We start from the raw sequence: 22,563 nt of genomic DNA on the forward strand, positions 1-22,563 counted from the left end.
GGTGGATCAGGCAATGAGTGCGTGACTGAACTGACGCTATCGCCAGCAAGCCGGCTCCTACAGGGGATCGGTGAACATATCCGGAATGAGTGAACGCAGCAGTGAAGGACAACGCGTACGCAAAATGAGCCAGGTCGGCTTTCAGGCCGCCTCGGCGGCTGTGGCGGTAGTCGCCCCCTCGAGAGGCCGAGTGGAGGTTCTGCGCAGTGGGCACCGCGACAGGGATGCCGCGGTAGCCGCCCCCGGCCATGGATGGCCGATGGCGGCGGGCCCACGGAGCAGGACCGGAGCGAGGGCATGGCGAGCATTAGCGAGCCACCGAACGAAAGGGGCAAGAGCCCTTTGGTTACTTTGGGGCTTTTCCAAAGTGACTCGCCGTAAGGGCGAAACCAATAGCAGCCATCACCGAAGAAACGGATATACACACCAACAAACCCACCCCACCATTTCCCATCAGACTCAAGGCGCCAAACGGCTCCGTTTCCAGACACCCTCATGCAAGCGATAGTCAATACGGTCATGCAACCGGTCCGCACGCCCCTGCCAAAACTCCAGACGCTCAGGATGCAGGCAGTAGCCGCCCCATTGCTCAGGTCGCGACACAGTCTGCCCGACGAAGCGTTTGATCGTGTCAGCCAACAGCAATTCAAGCGCTGCCCTACTCGCCAGCGGACGGCTTTGCGGCGAAGCCCAGGCACCGAGACGGCTGGCCATGGACCGGGAATCAAAGTACTCATCCGACAACGCCGGATCCAGCCTCGAGACGCGACCTTCAATACGCACCTGCCGCTCCAGCCCCGGCCAGAAAAACGTCATGGCGGCATAAGGATTGGCGGCCAGTTGCTGGCCCTTGTCACTCTGGTAATGACCGAAGAACGTAAAACCTTCCTCGCTCAAGCCCTTGAGCAACAGGACACGACAGTGCGGCCGCCCATCGCTGTCGACCGTCGCCAGCATCATGCTATTGGCTTCGACAGGCGCGCTCTCGGTGTCGCGGGCCAGTTGCAGCCATTGGCGAAACATCACCAAAGGGTCATCCAGCGCATGCTCGTCCTGCAAGCCATACAGGGTGTAGTTGCGGCGCATTTGGGCCAGGGAAAGCGGCATGACAGTGATCTCCGGAAGGTTTTGCTCAGTGTGCGAGGCACTGCGCCAACCGACCTTGACCGCCATCAACAGTGTCGATTACTTGAGCCGCAGACGCCGCGCCAGTTTGTGCAAATTGCTCGGATCGACTTCCAGAATCCGCGCCGCGCTGGCCCAGTTTTCCCCGGACAGGCTCAGGGCCTGGAGAATTTTCTTGCGTTGATAATCGTCGACGGCTTCACCCAGCGGCTGGAATGGCAGATCAGCCGGAGCGGCGTCGCAAGGCTCAGAAACAACCTGCGGTGCGTTCGGAGCACTGTCGAGATCAAGAATCTCGGGCTCCAGCGTCATGATCAACGCACGACTGCTGCCGCGACTGAGCTGCTTCAAGGCGGCACGACTGATCACATGCTCGAGCTCGCGCACGTTGCCCGGCCAGGTATACGCCAGCAATGCGCGTTCGGCCGCCGGCGACAGACGCAAGCCACGCAGGCCGAGACGCGCCCGATTGAGTTCAAGGAAATGCCCGGCCAGCATCAACACGTCATTGCCGCGTTCGCGCAACGACGGGATCGGCACCGGGTACACCGAGAGCCGGTGATACAGATCGGCCCGAAACAGGCCATCGCGAATGCTGTCCGGCAAGTGCCGGTTGGTGGCGGCGATGATGCGCACATCGACATGCAGCGGCTTGTCCGCACCCAGGCGCTGGATCTCGCCGTTCTGCAAGGTGCGCAGCAATTTCGCCTGCACACTCAATGGCAACTCACCGACTTCATCGAGAAACAGCGTGCCACCGTTGGCCGCATCGAAGCGCCCGGCACGGTCACCCGTGGCACCGGAGAAGGCGCCTTTGACGTGTCCGAACAATTCACTCTCCGCCAACGACTCGGGCAAGGCCGCGCAGTTGACCTGAATCAGCGGCTTGTGGCTGCGCCGCGACAGACGATGCAAGCGCCGGGCGAACAGTTCTTTGCCAACGCCGGTTTCGCCCAGCAGCAACACCGGCAGATCGGAGTCGGCCAACACGTCCAGCTCATTGAGTAGCTGATGCAACACCTCACTCTGCCCGAGGATCTCGCCCTCCTCGACCGGCATTCGCAAATCCTGAGGATCGCTGCGAGACAGGCGCAAGCTGCGGTTTTCCTGTTCCAGGCGAGTGACCCGCACGGCTGCTTCGATCTGCAAGGTGCAGCGCTTGAGCTCCTCCCGCGCACGGCTGTCGAAGGTTCCAGCGTGCAACGCATCAAGGGTGATCGCGCCCCAGATCCGACCCTCGACATACAGGCTCACGCCCATGCAGTCATGCACCGGCAGCGGTTCGCCGATGTGGTTGTCGAGCAATCCGTCGTAAGGATCCGGCAGGCGACTGTCGGGCTCGAACCAGACGGGCTCGCGCGAGGCCATGATCGCCGCCAGCCGGGGATGCTGGGCGATGACGAACCGGCGCCCCAACGCTTCATGCACCAGCCCCACCGTCGCCACGGGCCTGAGGCTGTCGTCATCCAGACGCAATAAACCCACCGCGCCACTGTTGAAGTATTGGCGCAGGGTCTGGACCAGTCGTTGCAACCGTACGGCATTGGGCAACTCGACAATCAGGTCGGCCGCCAGGCTTTCACGCAGCATGGTTTTAATTACCCTCTATGGTGGGATTCACCCTAATGCGTCAGGGTGCGCATCACCACAACTAAAAATAAATTCATATTTATCAATCAGTTAAATATGGCATGCCGGATGCAACAAGCCAGGGGAACCGTTGAAACCCAAGCAAGGAAACCCTGATGAGCCAGACCCTACTGGAACAAAGCCTCGGCCAACTGGCCTGCGACATTCCCGGCGCCACCCGAATCTTTCACAACTTCAAACTGGACTTCTGTTGCGGCGGGCATAAAAGCCTGCGGGAAGCGGCCCTTGGCAAAGACCTCGATCCGCTGCTGATTGCCGATGCCCTGGAAACCCTGCAAGACACCGGCGAAACCCAGCACGACTGGCGCACCGAAACGTCCGAGGCGTTGATTGCCCACCTCCTGACGCGCTACCACGCCCGCCACCGCGAGCAACTGCCGGAACTGATCCGCCTGGCCCGACGCGTCGAGCAAGTGCACGGGGCGCGCAGCACCTGCCCCAACGGCCTGGCCGATCTGCTGAGCGACATGCAGCAAGAACTCGAAGGCCACATGCTCAAGGAAGAACAAGTGCTCTTCCCGATGCTGCAACAGGGCATCGGCCCGCAGGCCGCACCGCCGATCCAGGTGTTGCGTTTCGAACATGATCAACATGGCGAAGCGCTGGAACAGATGCTCGCGCTGACCCACCACATCACCCCGCCGGCGGATGCCTGCAACACCTGGCGCGCACTCTATCGCGGGTTGCTGGAATTCAAGGACGACCTGATGCAACACATTCACCTGGAAAACAACGTGCTGTTCATTAACGCCCTGAACCCACACCACTGATCACACTGAAACCGTGATACCGCTTTCGCGAGCAAGCCCGCTCCCACATTGGATCACCATCCCCTGTGGGAGCGGGCTTGCTCGCGAATGGCGCCACCTCGGATTTACAAGTTTTACAGCGCGATGTTCAAGGCCCACACATTCACCATCGCCATCAGCCGTGCCAATAGAACATCGCCTTGGCCAGGATCACGATCAACACCATGTGCCCGAGGATGCTGCGGCGAATCCAGGTCGCGCGGGTCGTGGACAGCCGCGCGCTTTTCAACCAATACGCCAGCAGCAGGTAATGGCCGATGATGCTCAGGGCCAGGATGATTTTCAGGCTCAGCAAGGTGCCAAAACTGCTGGCCAGCGGCTGGCTCAAAACACCGCGGTGTTGCCAGGCGAGCGCGATGCCGGCGCCATACAACAGCAACACCACACCGTGCAGCACCTTGCGCGAGCGCACGGCAATCGCCTGATCCGCCGTCGCTCGCGCCGCTTCTGCCAGCGGCTGGCGTGCGCGGTGCCAGATCACCACTTCGAAAAACAGCGTGCCGATGAAGGCGATGGCTGCCAGCAAATGCGTAATCAACAAAAAGGGATACATCATCGCCCGCCTCCATTCTTTGGCCTGCTCATCCCGGATGACCGTCGACCCGGGCCCGCAGCAGCATCGGCCCATAACGCCAGGCGTACAGCGCAAACGCCAGCGTCCAGCACAGACCGGCCAGCCACAGCGCCGGCAAAGGGAAAAACACAATCAACACGACCCGACTCAGACACGCCAGGTTGAGCAAAATGAACGCCAAGGTCATGCCCGACGGTGGCTCCAGCGCACGGCCGGTATGCCCGAGCGTTACCCGCGCGATCATCGCCAGCACCAGACCGCCCATGGCGCCGATTGTCAGGCAATGCACTGCCAGGCTCGGGTTCAGCGGTACGCCGAAATGCCACAGCGCCATGCCGAGACAAGCCACCGCCAGCCAGCCGTAAGCCAGGTGCAGCGACCACAACAACGGCACGCGCCACAGGCCGCGATCTTGCCAGCGCACCAGGCGCACCAGATGCCCAGCCCCCAGCATCGCGAACAACAAACCTACCCAGACATTGGCGTTGAGCGCAGGGCCGACGGCATACAGCAACGCTACCAGTGGCGAGCCAATCAGCAGCAGCCAATCCAGCCATGGCCAAGGGGCAACAGCGTCAACCCGGCCGAGGCCGCGCTGGGTGAAGAACGGAATCACGCGGCCGCCGATCAACCCCATCATGGCCGCCACCAGCCAGATGCCGGTCAGCACGCCCTGACGCTGCCAGCCCTCATGACCTGCGACCAGCCCCGACACCGACAACCCGTCGGCCCCGGCCAGCAACAGCAGGACCACCACAATCGGGTAGTTACGCTTTTGCCGTACCTTCCACAACGTGAAGCCCATCAACGCCGCCACCGCCAACGGGAACGCCATTTCCAGCACCACCAACAGCGGCCACGGCGCATTGACCAGCCACGCCACGCGCGCCGCCAACCACAGCAGCGCCAGCGCGGCCAACGGTTTGCCGCTGAGGCCGGGGCGACCGGTCCAGGTCTGTACGGCCGTCAGCAGGAAGCCCGCAATAATCGCCAGCCCGAACCCGAACAGCAATTCATGCCGATGCCAGCCCAGCCAACCACCGGCCGGCTGCCACGCGGACAACGAACCGCTGAAGGCCGCCAGCCAAAGCGGGATGACCAGCACGGCCAACAGGCCGCCCGCGAGGAAGAACGGCCGAAAGGCCAGACGTAACAGCGGCGCGATGGCCATCGCTTTACGGCGGTCAAGCACTTGCATAAAGCCACTCCTCTACCTTGTTGCTGACCTGGCGCCAACCTGCGCGCGAGGTAATTCCGGGTGCAATCATCGGGTATTGCCGAGCAATTGCCTTTGTCGCAGATCAAGTGTGCAAGGGGCGTGCCCCCGCTCCAGATCAACGGCTGGCGGCACTTCCTAGCTGTAACGGTAGCTGGCGCAGGGTAAAAATGACCATTTAAGGGTTGTTTTTACCCTTATTGCATGGGTCTTTTTTACCCTGTCCGTCTACAACCCCAATAAACAAAGGCCTTCAGGCATGGCCCGCGTTTTGCTCAAGCCTCGGGAACTCAAAGCAAACTCGATCCCGGGAGTCCTCATGAAAAAAGTCGTCCAGCCACTGGCCTGGTTTGTGGTGTTGACCTCTGTCCTGGCGGTGGCCAGCGGCATCTCCCTGGGCCTTGTCTGATTCTTGATCGCAAGCCACTCCTCAACCTTCAGGATGAATTCCCATGGTGCTTCATCGCGTCCATCACCAGATTCTGCGCAGTCATCACTTGTTCGAGCCGTTGAATGAAGAACAGCTGGATGAATTGATGAGTACCAGCCAACTGCTGAGCATCGACAAAGGCGAGCCGTTGTTCCGTCAGGGCGAGCCGGCCGATTCGTTCTATTTCGTGATTGCCGGGGCGGTGAAGATCTACCGCCTGACACCCGACGGGCAGGAAAAAGTATTCGAGGTGCTCAGCGATCGGCAAACCTTCGCCGAAGCGATGATGCTGATGGACACCCCCAACTATGTGGCCTCGGCCGAAGCGGTCTGCCCTACCCAGCTCTACCGGTTATCCAACAGCACCTACATGCGCTTGCTGCAGAACAACAGCCGGCTGACCTTCGCGCTGCTGGGCAAGCTCTGCGTTCGCCTGCACCAGCGGGTCAACGAAATCGAAACCCTGTCACTGAAAAACGCCACCCACCGGGTCGTGCGCTATCTGCTGACGCAACTGGTGCGCCAGCAAACCATCGACAGTCAATTCGAACTGCCGATGGCCAAGCAACTGATTGCCGGGCACCTGTCGATCCAGCCGGAGACGTTTTCGCGCATCATCCGCCGCCTGATCGATGAAAAAATCATTACCCAGGACGGCCGCCAGATCGCCATTCTTGATCGTCCACGCCTGGAACAGTTCGAGTGAGCGCCATGCCCGTCTGCCTGTATTGCCAGCACGCCAACCCATCAAAAGAAACCGAATGCCGCCACTGCGGTATGCCCCTGCCGGCACTGGCCGAACGCTCTGGAGAGCGTCGGCAGCATCGGTTCATGTGGTTCTGCATCGGCCTGACGGTTTTTTGCGTGGCGATGTTTTTCTGGCTGCCGCGCTGAAGCCAGGGTCAAGGCTGAGTCAACTGGCGATACAACTGCGGTAAGCGCAGAGGCAGTTGTTCGGGCTGGCGGATCAAGGTGTAGCCATTGGCGCCGAACATGTACGGCAAGTAATCCCCGGCCTCGCGATCAATCGTGATGCAGAACGGCGTCAATCCCTGGCGCCGCGCCTCCCGCACCGCCTCGCGGGTGTCTTCGACACCGTAGCGGCCCTCATACAAATCCAGATCATTCGGTTTGCCGTCGGTCAGCAGCAGCAACAATTTGCTGCGTCGTTTGCTGGTGCCCAGCAGTTTGGTGGCCTGGCGAATGGCGGCGCCCATGCGTGTGTAATAACCCGGCTTGAGCCCCTGGATGCGACCTCGGGTGTTGTCGTCATAACGCTGGGTGAACGACTTGAGTTCCTGCATGCGCACTTGCTGGCGACGCAATGAGGAAAACCCGTACAGGGCAAAATCATCACCCAGCACCGACAGGGTTTCGCCGAACAGCAGCAGGCTGTCGCGAATAACATCGATGACACGATGTTCATCGTTGAGATGGGCGTCGGTGGACATCGACACATCGGCCAGCAACAGGCACGCGAGGTCGCGGCGGGTCTGACGTTGTTCCATGAACAAACCCCGCTCGGCGCACTCGCCATGCTCGCGTTCAACGTGAAAATCCAGCCAGGCCTGCATGTCCAGTTCAGAGCCCTGGGGTTGCTGGCGTAACCACTGGCGGTCGTTGCGCAGGTGCTCGAACTGACGGCGCAAACGTCGCGCCGAGGCCTTGAGCCGTGGCGGCAGCGGCTGGGCTTCACAGTCGCGCGGCACCATCATTTGCAGATTGACGAAGCTGTCCTGCATCCGTTGCTTGCGATAGTCCCACTCCGGCAACTTGATGCCCTCGCCCAAGGGAATATCGTCAACATCGGCCGGCGGCAGATCCAGGTGCAGCTTGAGGCCACCGCCCTTGCGCAGACGGGTGCGCGACAGCGTCAGTTCGTCCAGGTCATCGGCGACCCGGGCGGCGTCCGGGTCTTCGCTGTCGTCCGACCAGCGATCCAGGTCCACGTGTTCGGTCCAACTGAACAGGTTCTCCAGGCGCACCACCAACAGCCCGCCATCACGGGTACTTTCATCGATCCGCGTGGCACGTTTGCGTCCGCTTTTCTGTTCACCGGGTGGCGTGGTCAACGACTCTTCGGATTCATCGCCCAGATCGGCTGCCTGCGCACTGCCGAAATTTTGCGGCGGGTACAACCACAACGGCAGCGGCCAGGCTGCACGTTCGCTACGAGGAAAATGCTCGACACTGCCCGGCTCGCGCAACGCCTGGCATAACGCCCGCTCCAGCGCGGCTTCGCTGCGGTTCAACGAGGCGGGATCCGGGCGCAATTGCAGATGCGCATCGACCAGGCGTTGATAGCGGACGCGTAACGCGGGGAAGCGCTGCAACAGCTGTTGCGTCCAGCGCTGATTGTCCCGCCCCCAGTGGCGCATCGGCCCGGCCTGTGCCGCCAGCAGCGCGAGCCAACGATAGAGCTCCTCGTTCAGAGCGACGTCAGGAAACACCGCCAGGCTCGACGGCAGCCGAAGATTTGCGTCGTCGCACCACGCCAACGGCACTTGTTTGCAGGTGCCGGCGATCTGCTGCAACACGTTGCGCCGCAGCAGCAGATCGCGGTCGCTGGCGGCTTCGACGCCGACACCGTTGGCACCGCCCATGGCGCGAAACAACAGCGCCAGCGGGCGTTGCTGGCTGATCAGCTCAACGCGTGCCTCAGGGAAATCCGCACTGGCGCGCCGGGTGATGAAACGGTGCCAGACACTGCCGACCCACTCTTCCAGTTCAACGGTAAAGGCCATGGTAGTTGCCCTTTTTCCAAAGCAAAAAAACGGCCCGCTGTCTCAGCCGGGCCGACCTTTTCTAGCCGTTATGCAGGCTCATGACGGAACCACGGCAGCCGGGGCGCGCAAAGCGGCGCGGCCACGTTGCTTGAAGCTGAACAAGTAGCAGAGCAACCCGGCGAAGAAACCCACACCGGAACCCAGGCGGGCCCAGAACAGCACTTGCAAATGTTCGACCGTGGACATGAAGGGCAACGCGATTCCGTCGGCCTGCCAGCGTTGCAGGTAGACCTGCACGACACCGGCAGCGGTGAGGAACAATGTGATCATCACCATCGACAGGGTCATCAACCAGAAGCCCCAGATCTCCAGCGTCTGCGAACGCTCGTCGCCGGCTTCACCCAAGCCGCGCAAGCGTGGCATGGCGTAGCTGATCAAGGTCATCACGATCATCGCGTAAGCGCCGTAGAAGGCCAGGTGACCGTGAGCCGCCGTCAGTTGCGAACCGTGGGTGTAGAAGTTGACCGGGGCCAACGTGTGCAGAAAACCCCAGACGCCCGCACCGAAGAACGCCGTGACCGTGGTGCCCTTGGCCCACAGCGTGGCCGCACGATTCGGGTGTTGCCGACGACGGTTTTTCACCATGCTGAACGCGAAGATCACCATGGCCAGGAACGGCAGCGGTTCCATGGCGGAAAAGATCGAGCCGACCCACAACCAGACCTCGGGCGCACCGATCCAGAAGAAGTGGTGACCGGTGCCGATGATCCCGGTAATCAGCGCCATGGCGATGATCACGTACAGCCATTTCTCCACGACTTCCCGGTCTACCCCGGTGATCTTGATCAGCACGAAGGCGAGCATCGAGCCCATGATCAATTCCCACACGCCTTCCACCCAAAGATGCACCACCCACCACCAGTAAAACTTGTCACGGGCGAGGTTGCCGGGGTTGTAGAAGGAGAACAGGAAGAACACCGCGAGCCCGATCAACCCGGTCATCATCACCATGCTGACGGTGGTCTTGCGACCTTTGAGCAGGGTCATGCCGATGTTGTAGAGGAAGCCCAGGCACACCACCACGATGCCCATCTTGGTGATGGTCGGCTGCTCGAGGAACTCCCGGCCCATGGTCGGCAGCAACTCGTTGTGGGTCAGCCTGGCCAGGCCCGCATACGGCACCAGCAGGTAGCCCAGGATCGTCAGCACACCGGCGGCGGCGAACACCCAGAACAGGAGGATTGCCAGTTTCGGGCTGTGCAGCTCACGGTCGGCCTCTTCCGGGATCAGGTAGTAGGCCGCGCCCATGAAGCCGAACAGCAGCCAGACAATCAACAGGTTGGTGTGCACCATCCGCGCCACGTTGAACGGAATGATCGGGAACAGAAAGTCGCCGATCACGTATTGCAGGCCCATGATCAAACCGAACAGCACCTGACCGAGGAACAGGATCAGGGCAAACACGAAGTACGGTTTGGCCACGGCTTGCGAGGCGAATTTCAGATGTGGATTGGCAATGCTCATTGCTCAGCCCTCCTTGTTTGGCGGCCAGCCATTGGTGTTGATGTTCGAGCTCCATTTGAGGAACTCGGCGATGTCATCCACCTCCTGGTCACTCAATTTGAACTGAGGCATCGCGCGCCGGCCCGGTACGCCCAGCGGCTGCATTTTCATCCAGGCATGCAGGAAAGGTTTGAAGCCCTGCTCCCCGCCGCGCCGCTGAAAGACGTTGCCCAGCTCAGGCGCAAAGTAGGCGCCCTCGCCCAGCAGCGTGTGGCAGCCGATGCAGTTGTTTTGCTCCCAGACTGTTTTGCCGCGAATCACTGATTCGGTTAACTGCGCTTCGTTACTGCGCACCGGGAAGGTCTGTTCCGTGTGGTAGGTCAAGGCCAGGAATACCAGGAAGAAGAAGATGCTTCCCCCGAAGTAGATGTTCCTGGCCATGCCTTTGGTGAAGGTCTCTGACATGGTCGCTTCCTCTTTGCTTGGCCCGTCCATGATAGGAAGCGAAGGGTTGAAACCTGCTTGATGGCGATCAAGAAACTCCGATGGTTTTGCTCGGGTATTGCCGACACCGCAGATCGAATGTGGGAGCGTTTTTGTGTCAGGCCGTTTGTTTTTTTGAAGGGGGGGGGGCATATCCGTTTTTGTGGTGTTGGCGGCTATTGGTTTCGCCCTTACGGCGAGTCACTTTCGAAAAGCGCGAAAGTAACCAAAGCGCTTTTGCCCCTTTCGTTCGGTACCTCGCCTAGGCTCGGCATGCCCTCGCTCCGGTCCTGCTCCGTGGGCCCGCCGCCATCGGCCATCCATGGCCGGGGGCGGCTAACCCGGCATCCATGCCGGGTTGCCCACTGCGCAGAACCTCCACTCGGCCTCTCGAGGGGGCGACTACCGCCACAGCCGCCGAGGCGGCCTGAAAGCCGACCTGGCTCTACGGTCGTGCGCACACTTCCGCACTGTGGTGGCTGCACTAATTTTGGATGTTTGCACATTCCCCTGTAGGAGCCAGCCTGCTGGCGATGGACGTCAACGATAACGCGGGCTGTCTGAATGAACGCGTTGTCCGGTCGTTTTTCGCGGGCAAGCCTCGCTCCTACAGGGAATTGCGTGCGCTTTTGATTTCCACCACTCATCAGGCCGAGCGTTAGCTCGCCTTCAGCTTTTGATCTTGAGGTGCACGCCCCCTCGAGAGGCCGAGCGCAGGTTCTGCGCAGTGGGCAACCCGGCATGGATGCCGGGTTAGCCGCCCCCGGCCATGGATGGCCGATGGCGGCGGGCCCACGGAGCAGGACCGGAGCGAGGGCATGCCGAGCCTAGGCGAGGCACCGAACGAAAGGGGCAAGAGCCCTTGGTTACTTGGGGCTCTTCCAAGTGACTCGCCGTAAGGGCGAAACCAATAGCCGCCATCACCACAAAAACGGATATGTACTCAATCAACCACCACCAACATCCCCCCCACAACCACCGCCAACACCAACGCCCAACTCACCAACAACCGACGCCACAATCGCGGCGCATGGCGCATTTCCATAAAGCCATCAGTAATCAACCAGGCCTTGACGACCGCCACCAGCAAAATGGCCACGGACAACACCCCTGTCGCACCCGACTGCGCCAGCAACACAGTGCTTACGCTCAGCGTGGCCAGCGCTGCCCAGCAGACAAACAAGAACCTGGAAGCAGACATGAAAACCTCATCAACCCAGCACGTAGACCAGCGGAAACAACACCACCCAGATCAGATCAACCATGTGCCAATACAACACGCCGGATTCAAATCCGCTGCGATTACTGGCGTCGTACAACCCACGACGGCAACGCTCGGCCAGCCATCCGAGGATGAACATGCCAAGCAACACATGAAGAAAATGAAACCCGGTGAGGATCCAGTACAGCGTGAAAAACGTGTTGTGCTCCATGCCCAGCCCCGAGGCCAGTAAGTGTCGGTATTCGGTGACTTTCAACACCACATAGACACTGGCGACGAGCAACGCCGCCAGCAACCAGACAGCGCCGTGGCGAAGCCGTGAGCGCCTGACTTGCGCCTGCGCCAGCGCCGCGAACAGCCCGGCGGTGAGCAGGCTCAGGGTCATCGCCAGACCGGTCGACGTGTTCAGCAACAGACGGCTTTCACTGAACAGCTGCGGCTTGAGCGCCTGGGTCACGGCGAACACCAGAATCAGAATGGCAAACACCGACAGCTCGGCCAGAATGAAAAACCACATCGCCAGATCGCCCGGCAAATGCCTGGGCGCAACACCGCCGGGCTCAACCGAAGTGGACATCAACCACGTCCATCAGCGCCGCAACGGTCAGCGGATCGTCGCTCAATGGTTCGGCCAGGCAGGCCATGCACGCCTCACGCGGGCTCATGCCGGCGCGGATCATTCGTGCGGTGAAAATCAGTAACCGCGTCGAAGCGACTTCCTCCAGATCATGCTGATCGAGCCGCCGTAGCGCCTGCCCCAGCCTGACCACTTGCGCTGCCAGCGCGCTGTCCACCTGAGCCTCGCGGGCAACAATGCGCTCCTCATCGGCCACCGGCGGGTAATCGAAACGCATCGCCACGAAGCGTTGTCGGGTACTGGGCTTCATGCCTTTGAGCAGGTTCTGGTAACCGGGGTTATAGGACACCACCAGCATGAAGGACGGCGGCGCCTGCAACACCTCGCCGGTGCGCTCCAGGAACAATTCGCGACGATCGTCGGCCAGCGGATGCAACACCACCACGGTGTCCTGGCGCGCCTCGACCACTTCGTCGAGATAACAGATGCCGCCTTCGCGTACCGCGCGGGTCAGCGGTCCGTCCTGCCACCAAGTGCCTTGGGCACCGATCAGATGGCGACCGATCAAGTCAGCCGCGCTCAGGTCGTCGTGGCACGCCACGGTGTACAGCGGCAAGTTCAACCGATGCGCCATGTGCTGGACGAAACGGGTCTTGCCGCAACCGGTCGGCCCCTTGATCAGCACCGGCATGCCGTGTTGCCAGGCCTGCTCGAACAGCGCCTCCTCATTGTTGAGCGGTTGATAGAAGGGTTCGGCCTTGTGTTCGCCAGACGGGAGATGGTCCATGGGGCACCTGATTCAACAACAGAATTGAGGGACACGCTACGGACCCCTGCGACAACCTGGCAAGTGACATGGCCGACAAACTTGATCGCCGTCAAGCGGGCATTGGCCTGCTCGGGCATAGCCTTGCAGCGCACTAAGAACCTGCGTCCTGCGCTGTCGTTCCAGCGCATCGCAAAGGTCTTGCCTGAGGAGAAATGGAATGCTGATCAGCAATAGAAAAACGTTTGCTCTGACCGTCGCCACCCTGTGTTCGACACTGGCCTTTGCGGTGTCTCACGCAGCCAGAGCCAACGAGCCCGCCGCCACACCGCCCATGGTCAAAACCGCTGGCGCTCCCGATATGAGCCGGGCCGAGTTCGATTCATCCAAGGAAATCTACTTCCAGCGCTGCGCCGGCTGTCACGGCGTGCTGCGCAAAGGGGCGACCGGCAAGCCGCTGACCCCGGACATCACCCAGTCGCGCGGGCAACCGTTCCTGGAGGCCTTGATTACCTACGGTTCACCGGCAGGCATGCCGAACTGGGGGACGTCCAATGCCCTGACCAAGGAGCAAATCACGGCCATGGCCAAGTTCGTTCAGCACACGCCGCCAACACCACCGGAATGGGGCATGGCCGAGACGCTGAAAACCTGGAAGGTGCTGGTCAAACCCGAGGATCGTCCGAAAAAACAATTGAGCAAACTCGACCTGCCCAACCTGTTTTCGGTGACATTGCGCGATGACGGAAAGATTGCCCTGATCGACGGCGACAGCAAGAAAATCGTCAAGCTGATCGAGACCGGTTATGCGGTGCACATCTCGCGGATCTCCGCCTCGGGCCGCTACTTGCTGGTGATTGGCCGCGACGCCCGGATCGACATGATCGACCTGTGGCCGGTGGAGCCGACCAAGGTCGCCGAAGTCAAAGTGGGCATCGAAGCGCGCTCGGTCGAGACCTCAAAATTCAAGGGCTACGAAGACAAGTACACCATCGCCGGTTCCTATTGGCCGCCGCAGTTCACCATCATGGACGGCGAAACCCTGGAGCCGAAGCAGATCGTCTCGACACGCGGCATGACCGTCGACAAGCAGGAATATCACCCTGAGCCGCGTGTCGCGGCGATCATCGCGTCCCACGAATGGCCGGAGTTCATCGTCAACGTCAAGGAAACCGGCAAGGTCATGCTGGTCAATTACCAGGACATCAAGAACCTCACCGTCACCTCCATCGACGCCGCGCCGTTCCTGCATGACGGCGGTTGGGACAGCACGCACCGCTACTTCATGACCGCCGCCAACAACTCCAACAAAGTCGCCGTGATCGACTCCAAGGAGCGCAAGTTGACCGCGCTCGTGGACGTCGGCAAAACCCCGCACCCTGGGCGCGGCGCCAACTTCGACCACCCAACCTACGGACCGGTCTGGGCCACCAGCCACCTGGGCGATGAAGGCATCTCGCTGATCGGCACCGACCCGGTCAAACACGCGCAATACGCCTGGAAACAGGTCGCCTCGATCAAGGGCCAGGGCGGTGGATCGCTGTTCATCAAGACCCACCCCAACTCCCGTCACCTGTACGTCGACACCACCCTCAACCCGGACGCAAAACTCAGTCAGTCGGTGGCGGTGTTCAACATCGACAAGCTCGACGCCGGCTACACCGTGCTGCCCATCGCCGAATACGCAGGCATCAAGCAAGGGGCGATGCGCGTCGTGCAACCGGAATACAACAAGGCCGGCGATGAAGTCTGGTTCTCCGTGTGGAGCGGCCAGGCCGACGAATCGGCGCTGGTGGTGATCGACGATAAAACCCTGAAGCTCAAGTCAGTCATCAAGGACAAACGACTGATCACACCCACCGGAAAGTTCAACGTCTACAACACCCAACACGACATCTATTGAGCTCCATCAATGCAAGGAAACACCATGAAAAATACTCTGCTTTCACTGTTCGCCCTGACCGCTGCGCTGAGCGTGCAACCGGCCATGGCCCAGGACGCGCTGGAGCTGTTCAAGAGCAAACCCTGCGCCGCCTGCCACTCCATCGACACCAAACTGGTCGGCCCGGCACTCAAGGATGTAGCGGCCAAGAATGCGGGCGTAGCCGGGGCCGCGGACACCCTGGCCAGTCATATCAAAAACGGCACACAGGGCAATTGGGGACCGATGCCGATGCCGGCAAACCCGGTCACGGATGAGGAAGCGAAGATTCTCGCGACCTGGGTCCTGACGCTCAAATAACCGCCTGGAGGGCGCCATGATGATTTATCGAAAGGCTCTGGTTCTGGCGGCCCTCCTCCTCATTTGCGCAACCACGGTTGCCGCGCCCGACGCCCAGCGTCAGGCGCAACTCGAACACCTGCTGGCCCAGGACTGCGGCGCCTGCCATGGGCTGCACATGACCGGCGGCCTCGGCCCCGAACTGACCCGCACAGCGCTGGCGGGCAAGTCCAGGGACAGCCTGATCGCCACCGTCACCCATGGCCGGCCCGGCACCGCGATGCCCGGTTGGGCCCCGCTGCTCAGCACCGCCGACATCCGTTGGCTGATCGATCTTCTTCTCCAGGGATATCCCGCACCATGATCCGTTCAATCCTGCTGTCAGCGGCGACCGGGCTGTTATTGTCCGCCTGCGCTCAGCCACCCTTGCGTGGCACCGGCGACTTGGGCGTGGTGGTGGAACGCGCCACCGGCAGCCTGCAAATCATCGAAAGCGACAACCGCACTTCGCTGGCCCGGCTCGAAGGATTGGGCGACCTGTCCCACGCCTCCGTGGTGTTCTCCCGCGACCAGCGCTATGCCTATGTGTTCGGCCGCGACGGCGGTCTGAGCAAGATCGACCTGCTGACCCGACGCATCGATCACCGAGTGATCCAGGGCGGCAACAGCATCGGCGGCGCCATCAGTCAGGACGGCAAGCTGATCGCGGTCTCCAACTATGTGCCGGGCGGGGTCAAGGTCTTTGATGCCGAAACCTTGCAGCTGGTGGCCGACATTCCCGCTACCCCGCTGGCCGATGGCAGCAAGCGTTCCCGTGTGGTCGGCCTGGTCGACGCGCCTGGCCAGCGTTTTGTGTTCAGCCTGTTCGACACCGGCGAGATCTGGACCCTGGATTTCAGCCAGGGCACCACCCCGCAGATCAGCCGCTTCACCGACATCGGCGAGCAACCCTACGACGCGCTGATCACCCCGGACGGGCGCTACTACATGGCCGGCCTGTTCGGCGAAGACGGCATGGCGCAACTCGACCTCTGGCATCCCGAGCGTGGGGTAAAGCGGGTGCTCGGTGATTACGGACGCGGCCAGGCAAAACTGCCGGTCTACAAAATGCCGCACCTTGAGGGCTGGGCCGTCGCCGACCATCAGGCCTTTGTCCCCGCTGTCGGTCGCCATCAAGTGTTGGTGATGGATTCGCGCACCTGGCAGCAGAGCGCGGCTATCCCCGTGGCCGGCCAACCGGTGTTCGTCACCTCGCGCCCGGACGGTCGGCAACTGTGGGTCAATTTCGCCTACCCGGACAACGATCGGGTCCAGGTGATCGACACCGAAACCCACGCCGTGGTCGCCGACCTGCGACCGGGCCCGGCGGTGCTGCACATGGAATTCACCGCACGCGGCGATCAGCTGTGGCTGTCGTTACGCGACGGCAATCAGGTTCAGGTCTGGGACCCGTACAGCCTGAAACAGCTGAGCACCCTGCCGGCCACCGCACCGAGCGGCATCTTCTTCAGCAGCCGCGCACAAAAAATGGGCTATTGAAATGGACCTCGACCTGCTTGCCTGCCAACTGATCGATCGCTTCCAGCATGGCATGCCGCTGTGCCCTGAACCTTATCTCGAAATGGCCCAGGTGTTGGGTTGCAGCGAGTCGCAAGTGATCGCCTGCCTGCAACGCCTGGAACTGGCCGGGGCCTTGTCGCGGATCGGCCCGGTGTTCGACCACAGCCGTGCCGGCGCCAGCACCCTCGCCGCCCTCGCCGTGCCCGCCGAACGCCTGCATCAGGTCGCCGAGCGCGTCAGCCAATACCCCGAGGTCAATCACAACTATGCGCGCGAGCATCACTACAACCTGTGGTTTGTATTGACCGGCCCCGATCGCCAACACATCGAGCGCATTCTCGAAGAACTGGAGTACGACACCGGCCTCACCCCACTGGACCTGCCGATGTTGACCGCTTACCGCATCGACCTCGGCTTTGCCCTGGGAGAAAGCCGATGAAAGCACCGTTGAATCCCAAACAGGCACTGGCCCTGCGTCGGCACCTGGAAGGCGGGTTGCCGCTGGTCTCGCGTCCTTATCAGGCCCTCGCCGAACGGATCAACGCCGAGGAAAACCAGGTGCTCGCGCAAATGCACCAGTGGCACGAACAAGGGTTGTTCCGCCGGGTTGGCCTGGTGCTCAACCATCGCGCACTGGGCTTTACCGCCAACGCAATGCTGGTGCTGGACATTCCGGATGCGTTGATCGACGAAGTCGGCCAGCGCCTGGGGCGAGCGCCCGGCATCACCCTCTGCTATCAGCGGCCGCGACGCCTGCCTGACTGGCGATACAACCTGTTCTGCATGGTTCACGGTCGCCAACGCGATCAAGTTGCGGCGCACATTCAGGCGCTGCTCGAAGAACACCTGCTGAGCGACCTGCCCCACCAACTGCTGTTCAGCACCCACGCCTTCAAACAATGCGGCGGGCGCTTTGCGCCTTCATCAACAGGAGCCTCCGACCGTGGATGACCTCGACCGTCGACTGATCAACCGCTTGCAACTGGGCCTGCCGCTGGTGCGCCATCCCTGGAAAGTACTGGCCGCCGAACTGCAAAGCAGCAGCAGCGAACTGCTCGATCGGCTCCACGCACTGCTGGAAGACGGCGTGCTCACGCGCTTCGGCCCGATGTTCGACATTGAACGGCTGGGCGGTGCCTTCACGCTCGCGGCGCTGGCAGTGCCGGAAGAACGCTTCGAAGACGTCGCCGAACAACTGCACGCCCTGCCGGAAGTGGCCCACAACTATCGACGCGAACACCCCTGGAACATGTGGTTTGTGCTCGGTTGCCCGACCGAACAAGGCATTGCCGAGACCCTGCAGCGCATTGAATCCCTGACCGGCTTGCCGCTGCTGAATCTGCCCAAAGAGGAGACCTACCATGTCGGTTTGTATTTCCCGGTCTGAAGACACCCTGGCCCATCGCCTGATCGAGCTGACCCAGACCGGCCTGCCCTTACTGGACGACCCTTGGGCCTGGCTCGCCGAGCAGCTGGACTTGAGCATCGAATCCACCCTGGACTTGCTCAAGCGCTTGCAGGCCGAGGGCGCCATCCGGCGCATCGCCGCCGTCCCCAACCACTATCGCCTGGGTTATCGCTACAACGGCATGACTGTCTGGGATGTGCGCGACGCCGACATGCCGCGCCTCGGCGCGCTGATCGGTGCACAGCCCTTCGTCAGCCATTGCTATCGACGCCCGCGCCGTGAGGACTGGCGCTACAACCTGTTTGCCATGGTGCACGGTCGCAGCAGCGAGGAAATCGACAGCTACCGCGAACACCTGCGCTACTTGCTGGGCGATGCCTGTGCCGCCGACGAGATGCTGGTGAGCAGCCGCATCCTGAAAAAAACCGGATTGCGCCTGCCACCCGCAACGCACTGAAGGCGCGCCGACTCAAGGAGAGTTGCATGTTAAGGATCAGCCAATACCTGCGTGCGCTGGCCGGCCAGGCGCCCGCCCCCAGAACCAGCCCACCGGGCAGCAACCGGCCGCCCGTGGTGATCTGGAACCTGCTGCGGCGCTGCAACCTGACTTGCAAACACTGCTACGCGACCTCGGCCGACAGTGTCTTTCGCGATGAACTGGATACGCCCGCCGCACTGAGCGTGATCGATGATCTGCGCGCTGCCGGGGTGAAGGTGCTCATCCTGTCCGGCGGTGAACCGCTGCTGCGTGACGATCTGTTTGTGCTCAGCGCCTATGCCCGCGCCAAGGGTTTCTTTGTTGCCTTGTCCACCAACGGCACGCTGATCGATGAGCACAACATCACGCAGATCCGTGCGGCGAATTTCGACTATGTCGGGATCAGCATCGATGGCCTGGAAGCCACCCATGACGCCTTCCGCCAACTCAAGGGCAGTTTTGCCAGTTCCATGCGGGCGATCCGCCTCTGTCGCGAACAAGGTATTCGGGTCGGCCTGCGCACCACCCTGACCCAGGAAAACCATGCGCAGCTTCCCCAATTGCTGGCGCTGATGCGCGAGTACGACGTGCAAAAGTTTTACCTGTCACACCTCAACTACAGCGGTCGCGGCAAACGCAGCCGCCAGCTCGACGCCCGGCAACAGATGAGCCGCGAGGCGATGACGCAGATTTTCGAACGCGCCTGGGAAGACATCGCGCAGGGTCGCGACAGCGATTTCGTCAGCGGCAACAACGATGCCGACGCGGTTCTGTTGCTGCAATGGGTAGGGCTGCATCTGCCCGAACATTACCCGCGCCTGGAACACATGCTGCGCGCCTGGGGCGGCAATGCCTCGGGCAGTGGCATCGCCAACATCGACAACACCGGCGAAGTGCACCCGGACACCTATTGGTGGCAGCACTCGGTGGGCAACGTGCGGCACACGCCGTTTCGCACGCTGTGGCTGGACCGGCCGGACACCTTGTTGCAACAGCTGCGGGCGCATCCGCGCGCCGTCGGCGGCCGCTGTGGCCAATGCCGCTGGCTGGACATCTGCAACGGCAACACCCGAACCCGCGCCTGGGCCGAAGGCGATCTGTGGGGGCAGGATCCCGGTTGCCACCTCAGCGATGAAGAAATCGGTGTGCCGCCCATCACGACAATCCCTTGCGTCATGCACTGAAGCATCCGCCTGGCAAGCCCCGGCCAACCTGATGAAGAACCAAGGACGTCCCATGTACCCATCGATTATTTTACCGGCCGCACTTGCGTCCCTGTTCAGACCGGGCGAAGTCGCCCTGGTCGGCGCGGGCCCCGGCGATCCACGCCTGCTGACCCTGCGCGCCTGGAGCCTGTTGATGCAGGCCGACGCCGTGGTTTACGACCGTCTGATCAGCCCCGACCTGCTGACGCTGATCCCCCTCACTTGCGCCCGGCATTACGTTGGCAAGGCCAGCGGCTGCCACAGCCTGCCCCAGGAACAGATCAACGAGCTGCTGGCCGACCTCGCCGAGCAAGGGCAACGCGTGGTCCGGCTCAAGGGTGGCGACCCGTTCATCTTCGGTCGCGGTGCCGAGGAGTTGCAGTATCTGCTGCAGCGCAACATCGACTGCCAGGTGGTGCCGGGCATCACCGCCGCGTCCGGGTGCAGCGCTTACGCCGGCATCCCGCTGACGCACCGGGACCTGGTCAACTCCTGTCGATTCATCACCGGCCACTTGCAACACGACGGCGAGTTGAAACTGCCTTGGCACGATCTGGCCGACAGCAGCCAGACCCTGGTGTTTTACATGGGCTTATCGAACCTCGGGGTTATCGCCCGGCACCTGATCGAGGCCGGGTTGTCGGCCGACACACCGGCAGCGCTGATCAGCAACGGCACGCGCCCTGACCAGCACGTTGCCCGTGGTTTGTTGCACCAACTGCCGACGTTGGCGCTGGAGTGCCCGCCCGGTATCCCGACGCTGACGGTGATCGGCAAGGTGGTCGATCTGTTCGCCGCACAACCGATGGAATACCCGGCGCGCTTTTATCCTGTCCAGGCGTTGCAACGGCACGGCAAGGTGGCGCTATGAAGCGCGGGCTGCTGCTGCCGTTGTTATGGGTCAGTGCTGTCGCTGGCGCCGCTGATCCGGCACTTGAACACGCCGCGAACGACTACCGCCAGCATTGCCAAAGCTGCCATGGCGCCAACCGTTTCGGCGGTACCGGGCCGGCGTTGTTGCCAGAGAGTCTGAGCCGGATCAAACCCGATGAAATCCGCAGCGTGATCCAGAACGGCCGCCCCGCAAGCCAGATGGCCGGGTTTGCCAACGTATTAAACCCGGCGCAGATCGACGCGCTGGTGAGCTACCTTCAGCAACCGCCCGCCACCGCGCCGACCTGGAGCAACGACGAGATTCGCGGCAGTCACTCGATGCTCGCAGACATCAGCAAGCTGCCCACCACGCCCCAGCATGGCGCCGATCCGCTGAACCTGTTCGTGGTGGTGGAAGCTGGCGATCACCACATCAACATCCTCGACGGCGATCGTTTCGAGGTGCTGGCGCGGTTTACCTCGCACTTTGCCGTGCATGGCGGGCCGAAGTTCTCGCCCGACGGGCGCTTCGTCTACGTCGCCTCGCGCGATGGCTGGGTCAGCCTGTACGACCTGCACAACCTGAAGCTGATCGCCGAGGTCCGCGCCGGGCTCAACACCCGGAACCTGGCGGTGAGCAAGGATGGTCGCTGGGTGTTGGTGGGTAACTATTTGCCGGGCAATCTTGTCGTGCTGGATGCCCGCGATCTGTCGCTGGTCAAGACCATTCCAGCCATCGGCCGGGACGGCACGGCGTCACGGGTCAGCGCGGTCTACACCGCGCCGCCACGGGACAGTTTCATCGTCGCGCTCAAGGACGTGAAGGAGGTCTGGGAACTGTCGAGCGCCGGGACTCCGGACTTCGAGCCGCGACGGATCGAGGCTGAGGACATGCTCGACGACTTTTCCTTTTCACCGGACTACAAGCAGTTGCTGGCCACGTCGCGCAAGGCCAAGGGTGGTCAGGTGATCGACCTCGACAGTGGCAAGGTGGTCACCGACATTCCGTTGCCGGGTATGCCGCACCTGGGGTCCGGGACCTATTGGAAACGCAACGGTCAGTGGGTGTTTGCTACGCCGAACATCAGCAAGGGGCTGATCTCGGTCATCGATTTCAAGACCTGGAAGCTGATCAAGGAAATCCCGACGTTAGGGCCGGGGTTTTTCATGCGCAGTCACGTCAATTCGCGTTATGCCTGGACGGATGTGTTCTTCGGGCCGGACAACGATGCGATTCATTTGATCGACAAACAGACCCTGGAAATCGCTCGTACCTTGCGTCCGATGCCTGGCAAGACGGCGGCGCACGTCGAGTTCACTCGCGATGGTCGGCACTTGCTGCTGAGTATTTGGGCCACCGATGGGGCGCTGATTGTTTATGACAGTGACACGCTTGAGGAGATCAAGCGTATCCCGATGAACAAGCCGTCGGGCAAGTACAACGTTGGCAACAAGATCGAGTTTGTGGAGGGGACTTCGCATTAGGGGTTGGGTGTATATCCGTTTTTTTGGTGATGGCGGCTGGCGGTTTCGCCCTTACGGCGAGTCACTTGGAAGAGCCCCAAGTAACCAAGGGCTCTTGCCCCTTTCGTTCGGTGCCTCGCCATGGCTCGGCATGCCCTCGCTCCGGTCCTGCTCCGTGGGCCCGCCGCGATCGGCCATCCCTGGCCGTGCGCGGCTAACCCGGCATCCATGCCGGGTTGCCCACTACGCAGAACCTGCGCTCGGCCTCTCGAG

The 22,563-nt window shown here is 61.7% G+C and carries 24 protein-coding genes; 14 read left to right on the forward strand and 10 right to left on the reverse strand.

Annotated elements, in window-relative coordinates:
• Window positions 1-459 precede the first annotated feature (459 nt).
• Together pdxH and norR are read right to left on the reverse strand one after the other, a co-directional pair.
• Window positions 460-1,107 (reverse strand): pyridoxamine 5'-phosphate oxidase, encoded by a 648-nt coding sequence (gene pdxH / locus ACM6IO_RS23600; protein WP_008043454.1) that lies wholly within the window; start codon window positions 1,105-1,107, stop codon window positions 460-462.
• A 78-nt stretch (window positions 1,108-1,185) separates the two neighbouring features.
• Window positions 1,186-2,715, reverse strand: a complete 1,530-nt coding sequence (gene norR / locus ACM6IO_RS23605; RefSeq protein ID WP_008043455.1) for a nitric oxide reductase transcriptional regulator NorR — start codon at window positions 2,713-2,715, stop codon at window positions 1,186-1,188.
• A gap of 155 nt (window positions 2,716-2,870) precedes the next feature.
• On the opposite strand from norR, the gene ytfE reads away from it, so the two are divergent.
• Window positions 2,871-3,545, forward strand: coding sequence for an iron-sulfur cluster repair protein YtfE (ytfE, locus tag ACM6IO_RS23610; RefSeq protein ID WP_008029646.1), 675 nt, complete (start codon window positions 2,871-2,873; stop codon window positions 3,543-3,545).
• 154 nt (window positions 3,546-3,699) lie between these two features.
• On the opposite strand, the gene ACM6IO_RS23615 is transcribed toward ytfE, so the two are convergent.
• Both ACM6IO_RS23615 and ACM6IO_RS23620 read right to left on the reverse strand, forming a co-directional pair.
• A complete protein-coding gene (locus ACM6IO_RS23615; RefSeq protein WP_008029649.1) occupies window positions 3,700-4,137 on the reverse strand; it encodes a CopD family copper resistance protein in 438 nt (145 codons plus the stop codon).
• A gap of 28 nt (window positions 4,138-4,165) precedes the next feature.
• Entirely contained in the window at window positions 4,166-5,356 is a 1,191-nt protein-coding gene (locus ACM6IO_RS23620; RefSeq protein ID WP_223453071.1) for an NnrS family protein, read from the reverse strand.
• 470 nt (window positions 5,357-5,826) lie between these two features.
• Between ACM6IO_RS23620 and ACM6IO_RS23625 the strand changes: the two genes are divergently transcribed.
• Window positions 5,827-6,510 carry a Crp/Fnr family transcriptional regulator gene (locus tag ACM6IO_RS23625; RefSeq protein ID WP_008029654.1) on the forward strand — a complete coding sequence of 228 codons (684 nt, stop codon included), beginning with the start codon at window positions 5,827-5,829 and terminating at the stop codon, window positions 6,508-6,510.
• Between the two features lie 5 nt (window positions 6,511-6,515).
• Window positions 6,516-6,698 carry a protein DnrP gene (locus tag ACM6IO_RS23630; protein ID WP_414912334.1) on the forward strand — a complete coding sequence of 61 codons (183 nt, stop codon included), beginning with the start codon at window positions 6,516-6,518 and terminating at the stop codon, window positions 6,696-6,698.
• Between the two features lie 8 nt (window positions 6,699-6,706).
• Here the strand turns inward: ACM6IO_RS23630 and ACM6IO_RS23635 are convergent, their stop codons facing one another.
• From ACM6IO_RS23635 to ACM6IO_RS23660, 6 genes are all read right to left on the reverse strand, one after another.
• Window positions 6,707-8,548 carry a nitric oxide reductase activation protein NorD gene (locus tag ACM6IO_RS23635; protein ID WP_008043465.1) on the reverse strand — a complete coding sequence of 614 codons (1,842 nt, stop codon included), beginning with the start codon at window positions 8,546-8,548 and terminating at the stop codon, window positions 6,707-6,709.
• Between the two features lie 78 nt (window positions 8,549-8,626).
• The gene (locus ACM6IO_RS23640) at window positions 8,627-10,054 is read right to left on the reverse strand and encodes a cbb3-type cytochrome c oxidase subunit I (protein WP_008029660.1); all 1,428 of its coding nucleotides are present in this window, start codon (window positions 10,052-10,054) and stop codon (window positions 8,627-8,629) included.
• A 3-nt stretch (window positions 10,055-10,057) separates the two neighbouring features.
• Window positions 10,058-10,498, reverse strand: coding sequence for a c-type cytochrome (locus ACM6IO_RS23645; protein ID WP_008029662.1), 441 nt, complete (start codon window positions 10,496-10,498; stop codon window positions 10,058-10,060).
• 961 nt (window positions 10,499-11,459) lie between these two features.
• Window positions 11,460-11,717 (reverse strand): cytochrome C oxidase subunit IV family protein, encoded by a 258-nt coding sequence (locus tag ACM6IO_RS23650; RefSeq protein WP_008043677.1) that lies wholly within the window; start codon window positions 11,715-11,717, stop codon window positions 11,460-11,462.
• Window positions 11,718-11,727: 10 nt separating this feature from the next.
• Window positions 11,728-12,315, reverse strand: a complete 588-nt coding sequence (locus tag ACM6IO_RS23655; protein WP_414912329.1) for a cytochrome c oxidase subunit 3 family protein — start codon at window positions 12,313-12,315, stop codon at window positions 11,728-11,730.
• Window positions 12,299-13,102, reverse strand: a complete 804-nt coding sequence (locus tag ACM6IO_RS23660) for a CbbQ/NirQ/NorQ/GpvN family protein (RefSeq protein WP_008043675.1) — start codon at window positions 13,100-13,102, stop codon at window positions 12,299-12,301. Before ACM6IO_RS23660 ends, ACM6IO_RS23655 begins: the two co-directional genes overlap by 17 nt.
• Before the next feature lie 313 nt (window positions 13,103-13,415).
• Between ACM6IO_RS23660 and nirS the strand changes: the two genes are divergently transcribed.
• From nirS to ACM6IO_RS23715, 11 genes are read left to right on the forward strand one after another with little or no spacing between them, the layout of a single operon-like run.
• A complete protein-coding gene (gene nirS, locus ACM6IO_RS23665) occupies window positions 13,416-14,984 on the forward strand; it encodes a nitrite reductase (protein WP_223413864.1) in 1,569 nt (522 codons plus the stop codon).
• A gap of 24 nt (window positions 14,985-15,008) precedes the next feature.
• Complete coding sequence (locus tag ACM6IO_RS23670; protein ID WP_008043673.1) at window positions 15,009-15,323, forward strand: c-type cytochrome; 315 nt, start codon at window positions 15,009-15,011, stop codon at window positions 15,321-15,323.
• 16 nt (window positions 15,324-15,339) lie between these two features.
• Window positions 15,340-15,666: a c-type cytochrome gene (locus ACM6IO_RS23675; protein WP_226299017.1), complete on the forward strand. Its 327-nt coding sequence runs from the start codon at window positions 15,340-15,342 to the stop codon at window positions 15,664-15,666.
• Window positions 15,663-16,841 carry a cytochrome D1 domain-containing protein gene (locus tag ACM6IO_RS23680; protein ID WP_414912330.1) on the forward strand — a complete coding sequence of 393 codons (1,179 nt, stop codon included), beginning with the start codon at window positions 15,663-15,665 and terminating at the stop codon, window positions 16,839-16,841. Before ACM6IO_RS23675 ends, ACM6IO_RS23680 begins: the two co-directional genes overlap by 4 nt.
• A 1-nt stretch (window position 16,842) precedes the next feature.
• Entirely contained in the window at window positions 16,843-17,301 is a 459-nt protein-coding gene (locus ACM6IO_RS23685; protein WP_414912331.1) for an Lrp/AsnC family transcriptional regulator, read from the forward strand.
• The gene (locus tag ACM6IO_RS23690) at window positions 17,298-17,813 is read left to right on the forward strand and encodes an Lrp/AsnC family transcriptional regulator (protein WP_008034419.1); all 516 of its coding nucleotides are present in this window, start codon (window positions 17,298-17,300) and stop codon (window positions 17,811-17,813) included. The genes ACM6IO_RS23685 and ACM6IO_RS23690 overlap by 4 nt, the downstream gene beginning before the upstream one ends.
• Window positions 17,806-18,249, forward strand: coding sequence for an Lrp/AsnC family transcriptional regulator (locus ACM6IO_RS23695; RefSeq protein WP_008034421.1), 444 nt, complete (start codon window positions 17,806-17,808; stop codon window positions 18,247-18,249). Before ACM6IO_RS23690 ends, ACM6IO_RS23695 begins: the two co-directional genes overlap by 8 nt.
• On the forward strand, window positions 18,224-18,727 hold the full coding sequence (locus ACM6IO_RS23700; RefSeq protein WP_008043669.1) for an Lrp/AsnC family transcriptional regulator: 504 nt from the start codon (window positions 18,224-18,226) through the stop codon (window positions 18,725-18,727). Before ACM6IO_RS23695 ends, ACM6IO_RS23700 begins: the two co-directional genes overlap by 26 nt.
• 26 nt (window positions 18,728-18,753) lie before the next feature.
• Complete coding sequence (nirJ, locus tag ACM6IO_RS23705) at window positions 18,754-19,932, forward strand: heme d1 biosynthesis radical SAM protein NirJ (protein WP_207286766.1); 1,179 nt, start codon at window positions 18,754-18,756, stop codon at window positions 19,930-19,932.
• Window positions 19,933-19,984: 52 nt separating this feature from the next.
• Entirely contained in the window at window positions 19,985-20,824 is an 840-nt protein-coding gene (gene cobA, locus ACM6IO_RS23710) for a uroporphyrinogen-III C-methyltransferase (protein ID WP_414912332.1), read from the forward strand.
• On the forward strand, window positions 20,821-22,311 hold the full coding sequence (locus ACM6IO_RS23715) for a cytochrome D1 domain-containing protein (RefSeq protein WP_414912333.1): 1,491 nt from the start codon (window positions 20,821-20,823) through the stop codon (window positions 22,309-22,311). Before cobA ends, ACM6IO_RS23715 begins: the two co-directional genes overlap by 4 nt.
• Window positions 22,312-22,563 lie beyond the last annotated feature (252 nt).

Source organism: Pseudomonas sp. IT-P44 (genome assembly GCF_949768225.1).
Classification (GTDB): domain Bacteria; phylum Pseudomonadota; class Gammaproteobacteria; order Pseudomonadales; family Pseudomonadaceae; genus Aquipseudomonas; species Aquipseudomonas migulae.

Excerpts from the sequence above, each read along its gene's own strand:
- nirJ (WP_207286766.1), top strand. The coding sequence starts at position 18,754 with ATGTTAAGGATCAGCCAATACCTGCGTGCGCTGGCCGGCCAGGCGCCC.
- ACM6IO_RS23715 (WP_414912333.1), top strand. The coding sequence starts at position 20,821 with ATGAAGCGCGGGCTGCTGCTGCCGTTGTTATGGGTCAGTGCTGTCGCT.
- ACM6IO_RS23645 (WP_008029662.1), bottom strand. The coding sequence starts at position 10,498 with ATGTCAGAGACCTTCACCAAAGGCATGGCCAGGAACATCTACTTCGGG.
- ACM6IO_RS23680 (WP_414912330.1), top strand. The coding sequence starts at position 15,663 with ATGATCCGTTCAATCCTGCTGTCAGCGGCGACCGGGCTGTTATTGTCC.
- ACM6IO_RS23630 (WP_414912334.1), top strand. The coding sequence starts at position 6,516 with ATGCCCGTCTGCCTGTATTGCCAGCACGCCAACCCATCAAAAGAAACC.
- ACM6IO_RS23670 (WP_008043673.1), top strand. The coding sequence starts at position 15,009 with ATGAAAAATACTCTGCTTTCACTGTTCGCCCTGACCGCTGCGCTGAGC.
- ACM6IO_RS23655 (WP_414912329.1), bottom strand. The coding sequence starts at position 12,315 with ATGTCCACTTCGGTTGAGCCCGGCGGTGTTGCGCCCAGGCATTTGCCG.
- ACM6IO_RS23660 (WP_008043675.1), bottom strand. The coding sequence starts at position 13,102 with ATGGACCATCTCCCGTCTGGCGAACACAAGGCCGAACCCTTCTATCAA.
- norR (WP_008043455.1), bottom strand. The coding sequence starts at position 2,715 with ATGCTGCGTGAAAGCCTGGCGGCCGACCTGATTGTCGAGTTGCCCAAT.
- ACM6IO_RS23690 (WP_008034419.1), top strand. The coding sequence starts at position 17,298 with ATGAAAGCACCGTTGAATCCCAAACAGGCACTGGCCCTGCGTCGGCAC.
- ACM6IO_RS23635 (WP_008043465.1), bottom strand. The coding sequence starts at position 8,548 with ATGGCCTTTACCGTTGAACTGGAAGAGTGGGTCGGCAGTGTCTGGCAC.
- ACM6IO_RS23675 (WP_226299017.1), top strand. The coding sequence starts at position 15,340 with ATGATGATTTATCGAAAGGCTCTGGTTCTGGCGGCCCTCCTCCTCATT.
- ACM6IO_RS23650 (WP_008043677.1), bottom strand. The coding sequence starts at position 11,717 with ATGTCTGCTTCCAGGTTCTTGTTTGTCTGCTGGGCAGCGCTGGCCACG.
- cobA (WP_414912332.1), top strand. The coding sequence starts at position 19,985 with ATGTACCCATCGATTATTTTACCGGCCGCACTTGCGTCCCTGTTCAGA.
- pdxH (WP_008043454.1), bottom strand. The coding sequence starts at position 1,107 with ATGCCGCTTTCCCTGGCCCAAATGCGCCGCAACTACACCCTGTATGGC.
- ACM6IO_RS23700 (WP_008043669.1), top strand. The coding sequence starts at position 18,224 with ATGTCGGTTTGTATTTCCCGGTCTGAAGACACCCTGGCCCATCGCCTG.
- ACM6IO_RS23615 (WP_008029649.1), bottom strand. The coding sequence starts at position 4,137 with ATGTATCCCTTTTTGTTGATTACGCATTTGCTGGCAGCCATCGCCTTC.
- ACM6IO_RS23640 (WP_008029660.1), bottom strand. The coding sequence starts at position 10,054 with ATGAGCATTGCCAATCCACATCTGAAATTCGCCTCGCAAGCCGTGGCC.
- ACM6IO_RS23625 (WP_008029654.1), top strand. The coding sequence starts at position 5,827 with ATGGTGCTTCATCGCGTCCATCACCAGATTCTGCGCAGTCATCACTTG.
- ACM6IO_RS23620 (WP_223453071.1), bottom strand. The coding sequence starts at position 5,356 with ATGCAAGTGCTTGACCGCCGTAAAGCGATGGCCATCGCGCCGCTGTTA.
- ACM6IO_RS23685 (WP_414912331.1), top strand. The coding sequence starts at position 16,843 with ATGGACCTCGACCTGCTTGCCTGCCAACTGATCGATCGCTTCCAGCAT.
- ytfE (WP_008029646.1), top strand. The coding sequence starts at position 2,871 with ATGAGCCAGACCCTACTGGAACAAAGCCTCGGCCAACTGGCCTGCGAC.
- nirS (WP_223413864.1), top strand. The coding sequence starts at position 13,416 with ATGGTCAAAACCGCTGGCGCTCCCGATATGAGCCGGGCCGAGTTCGAT.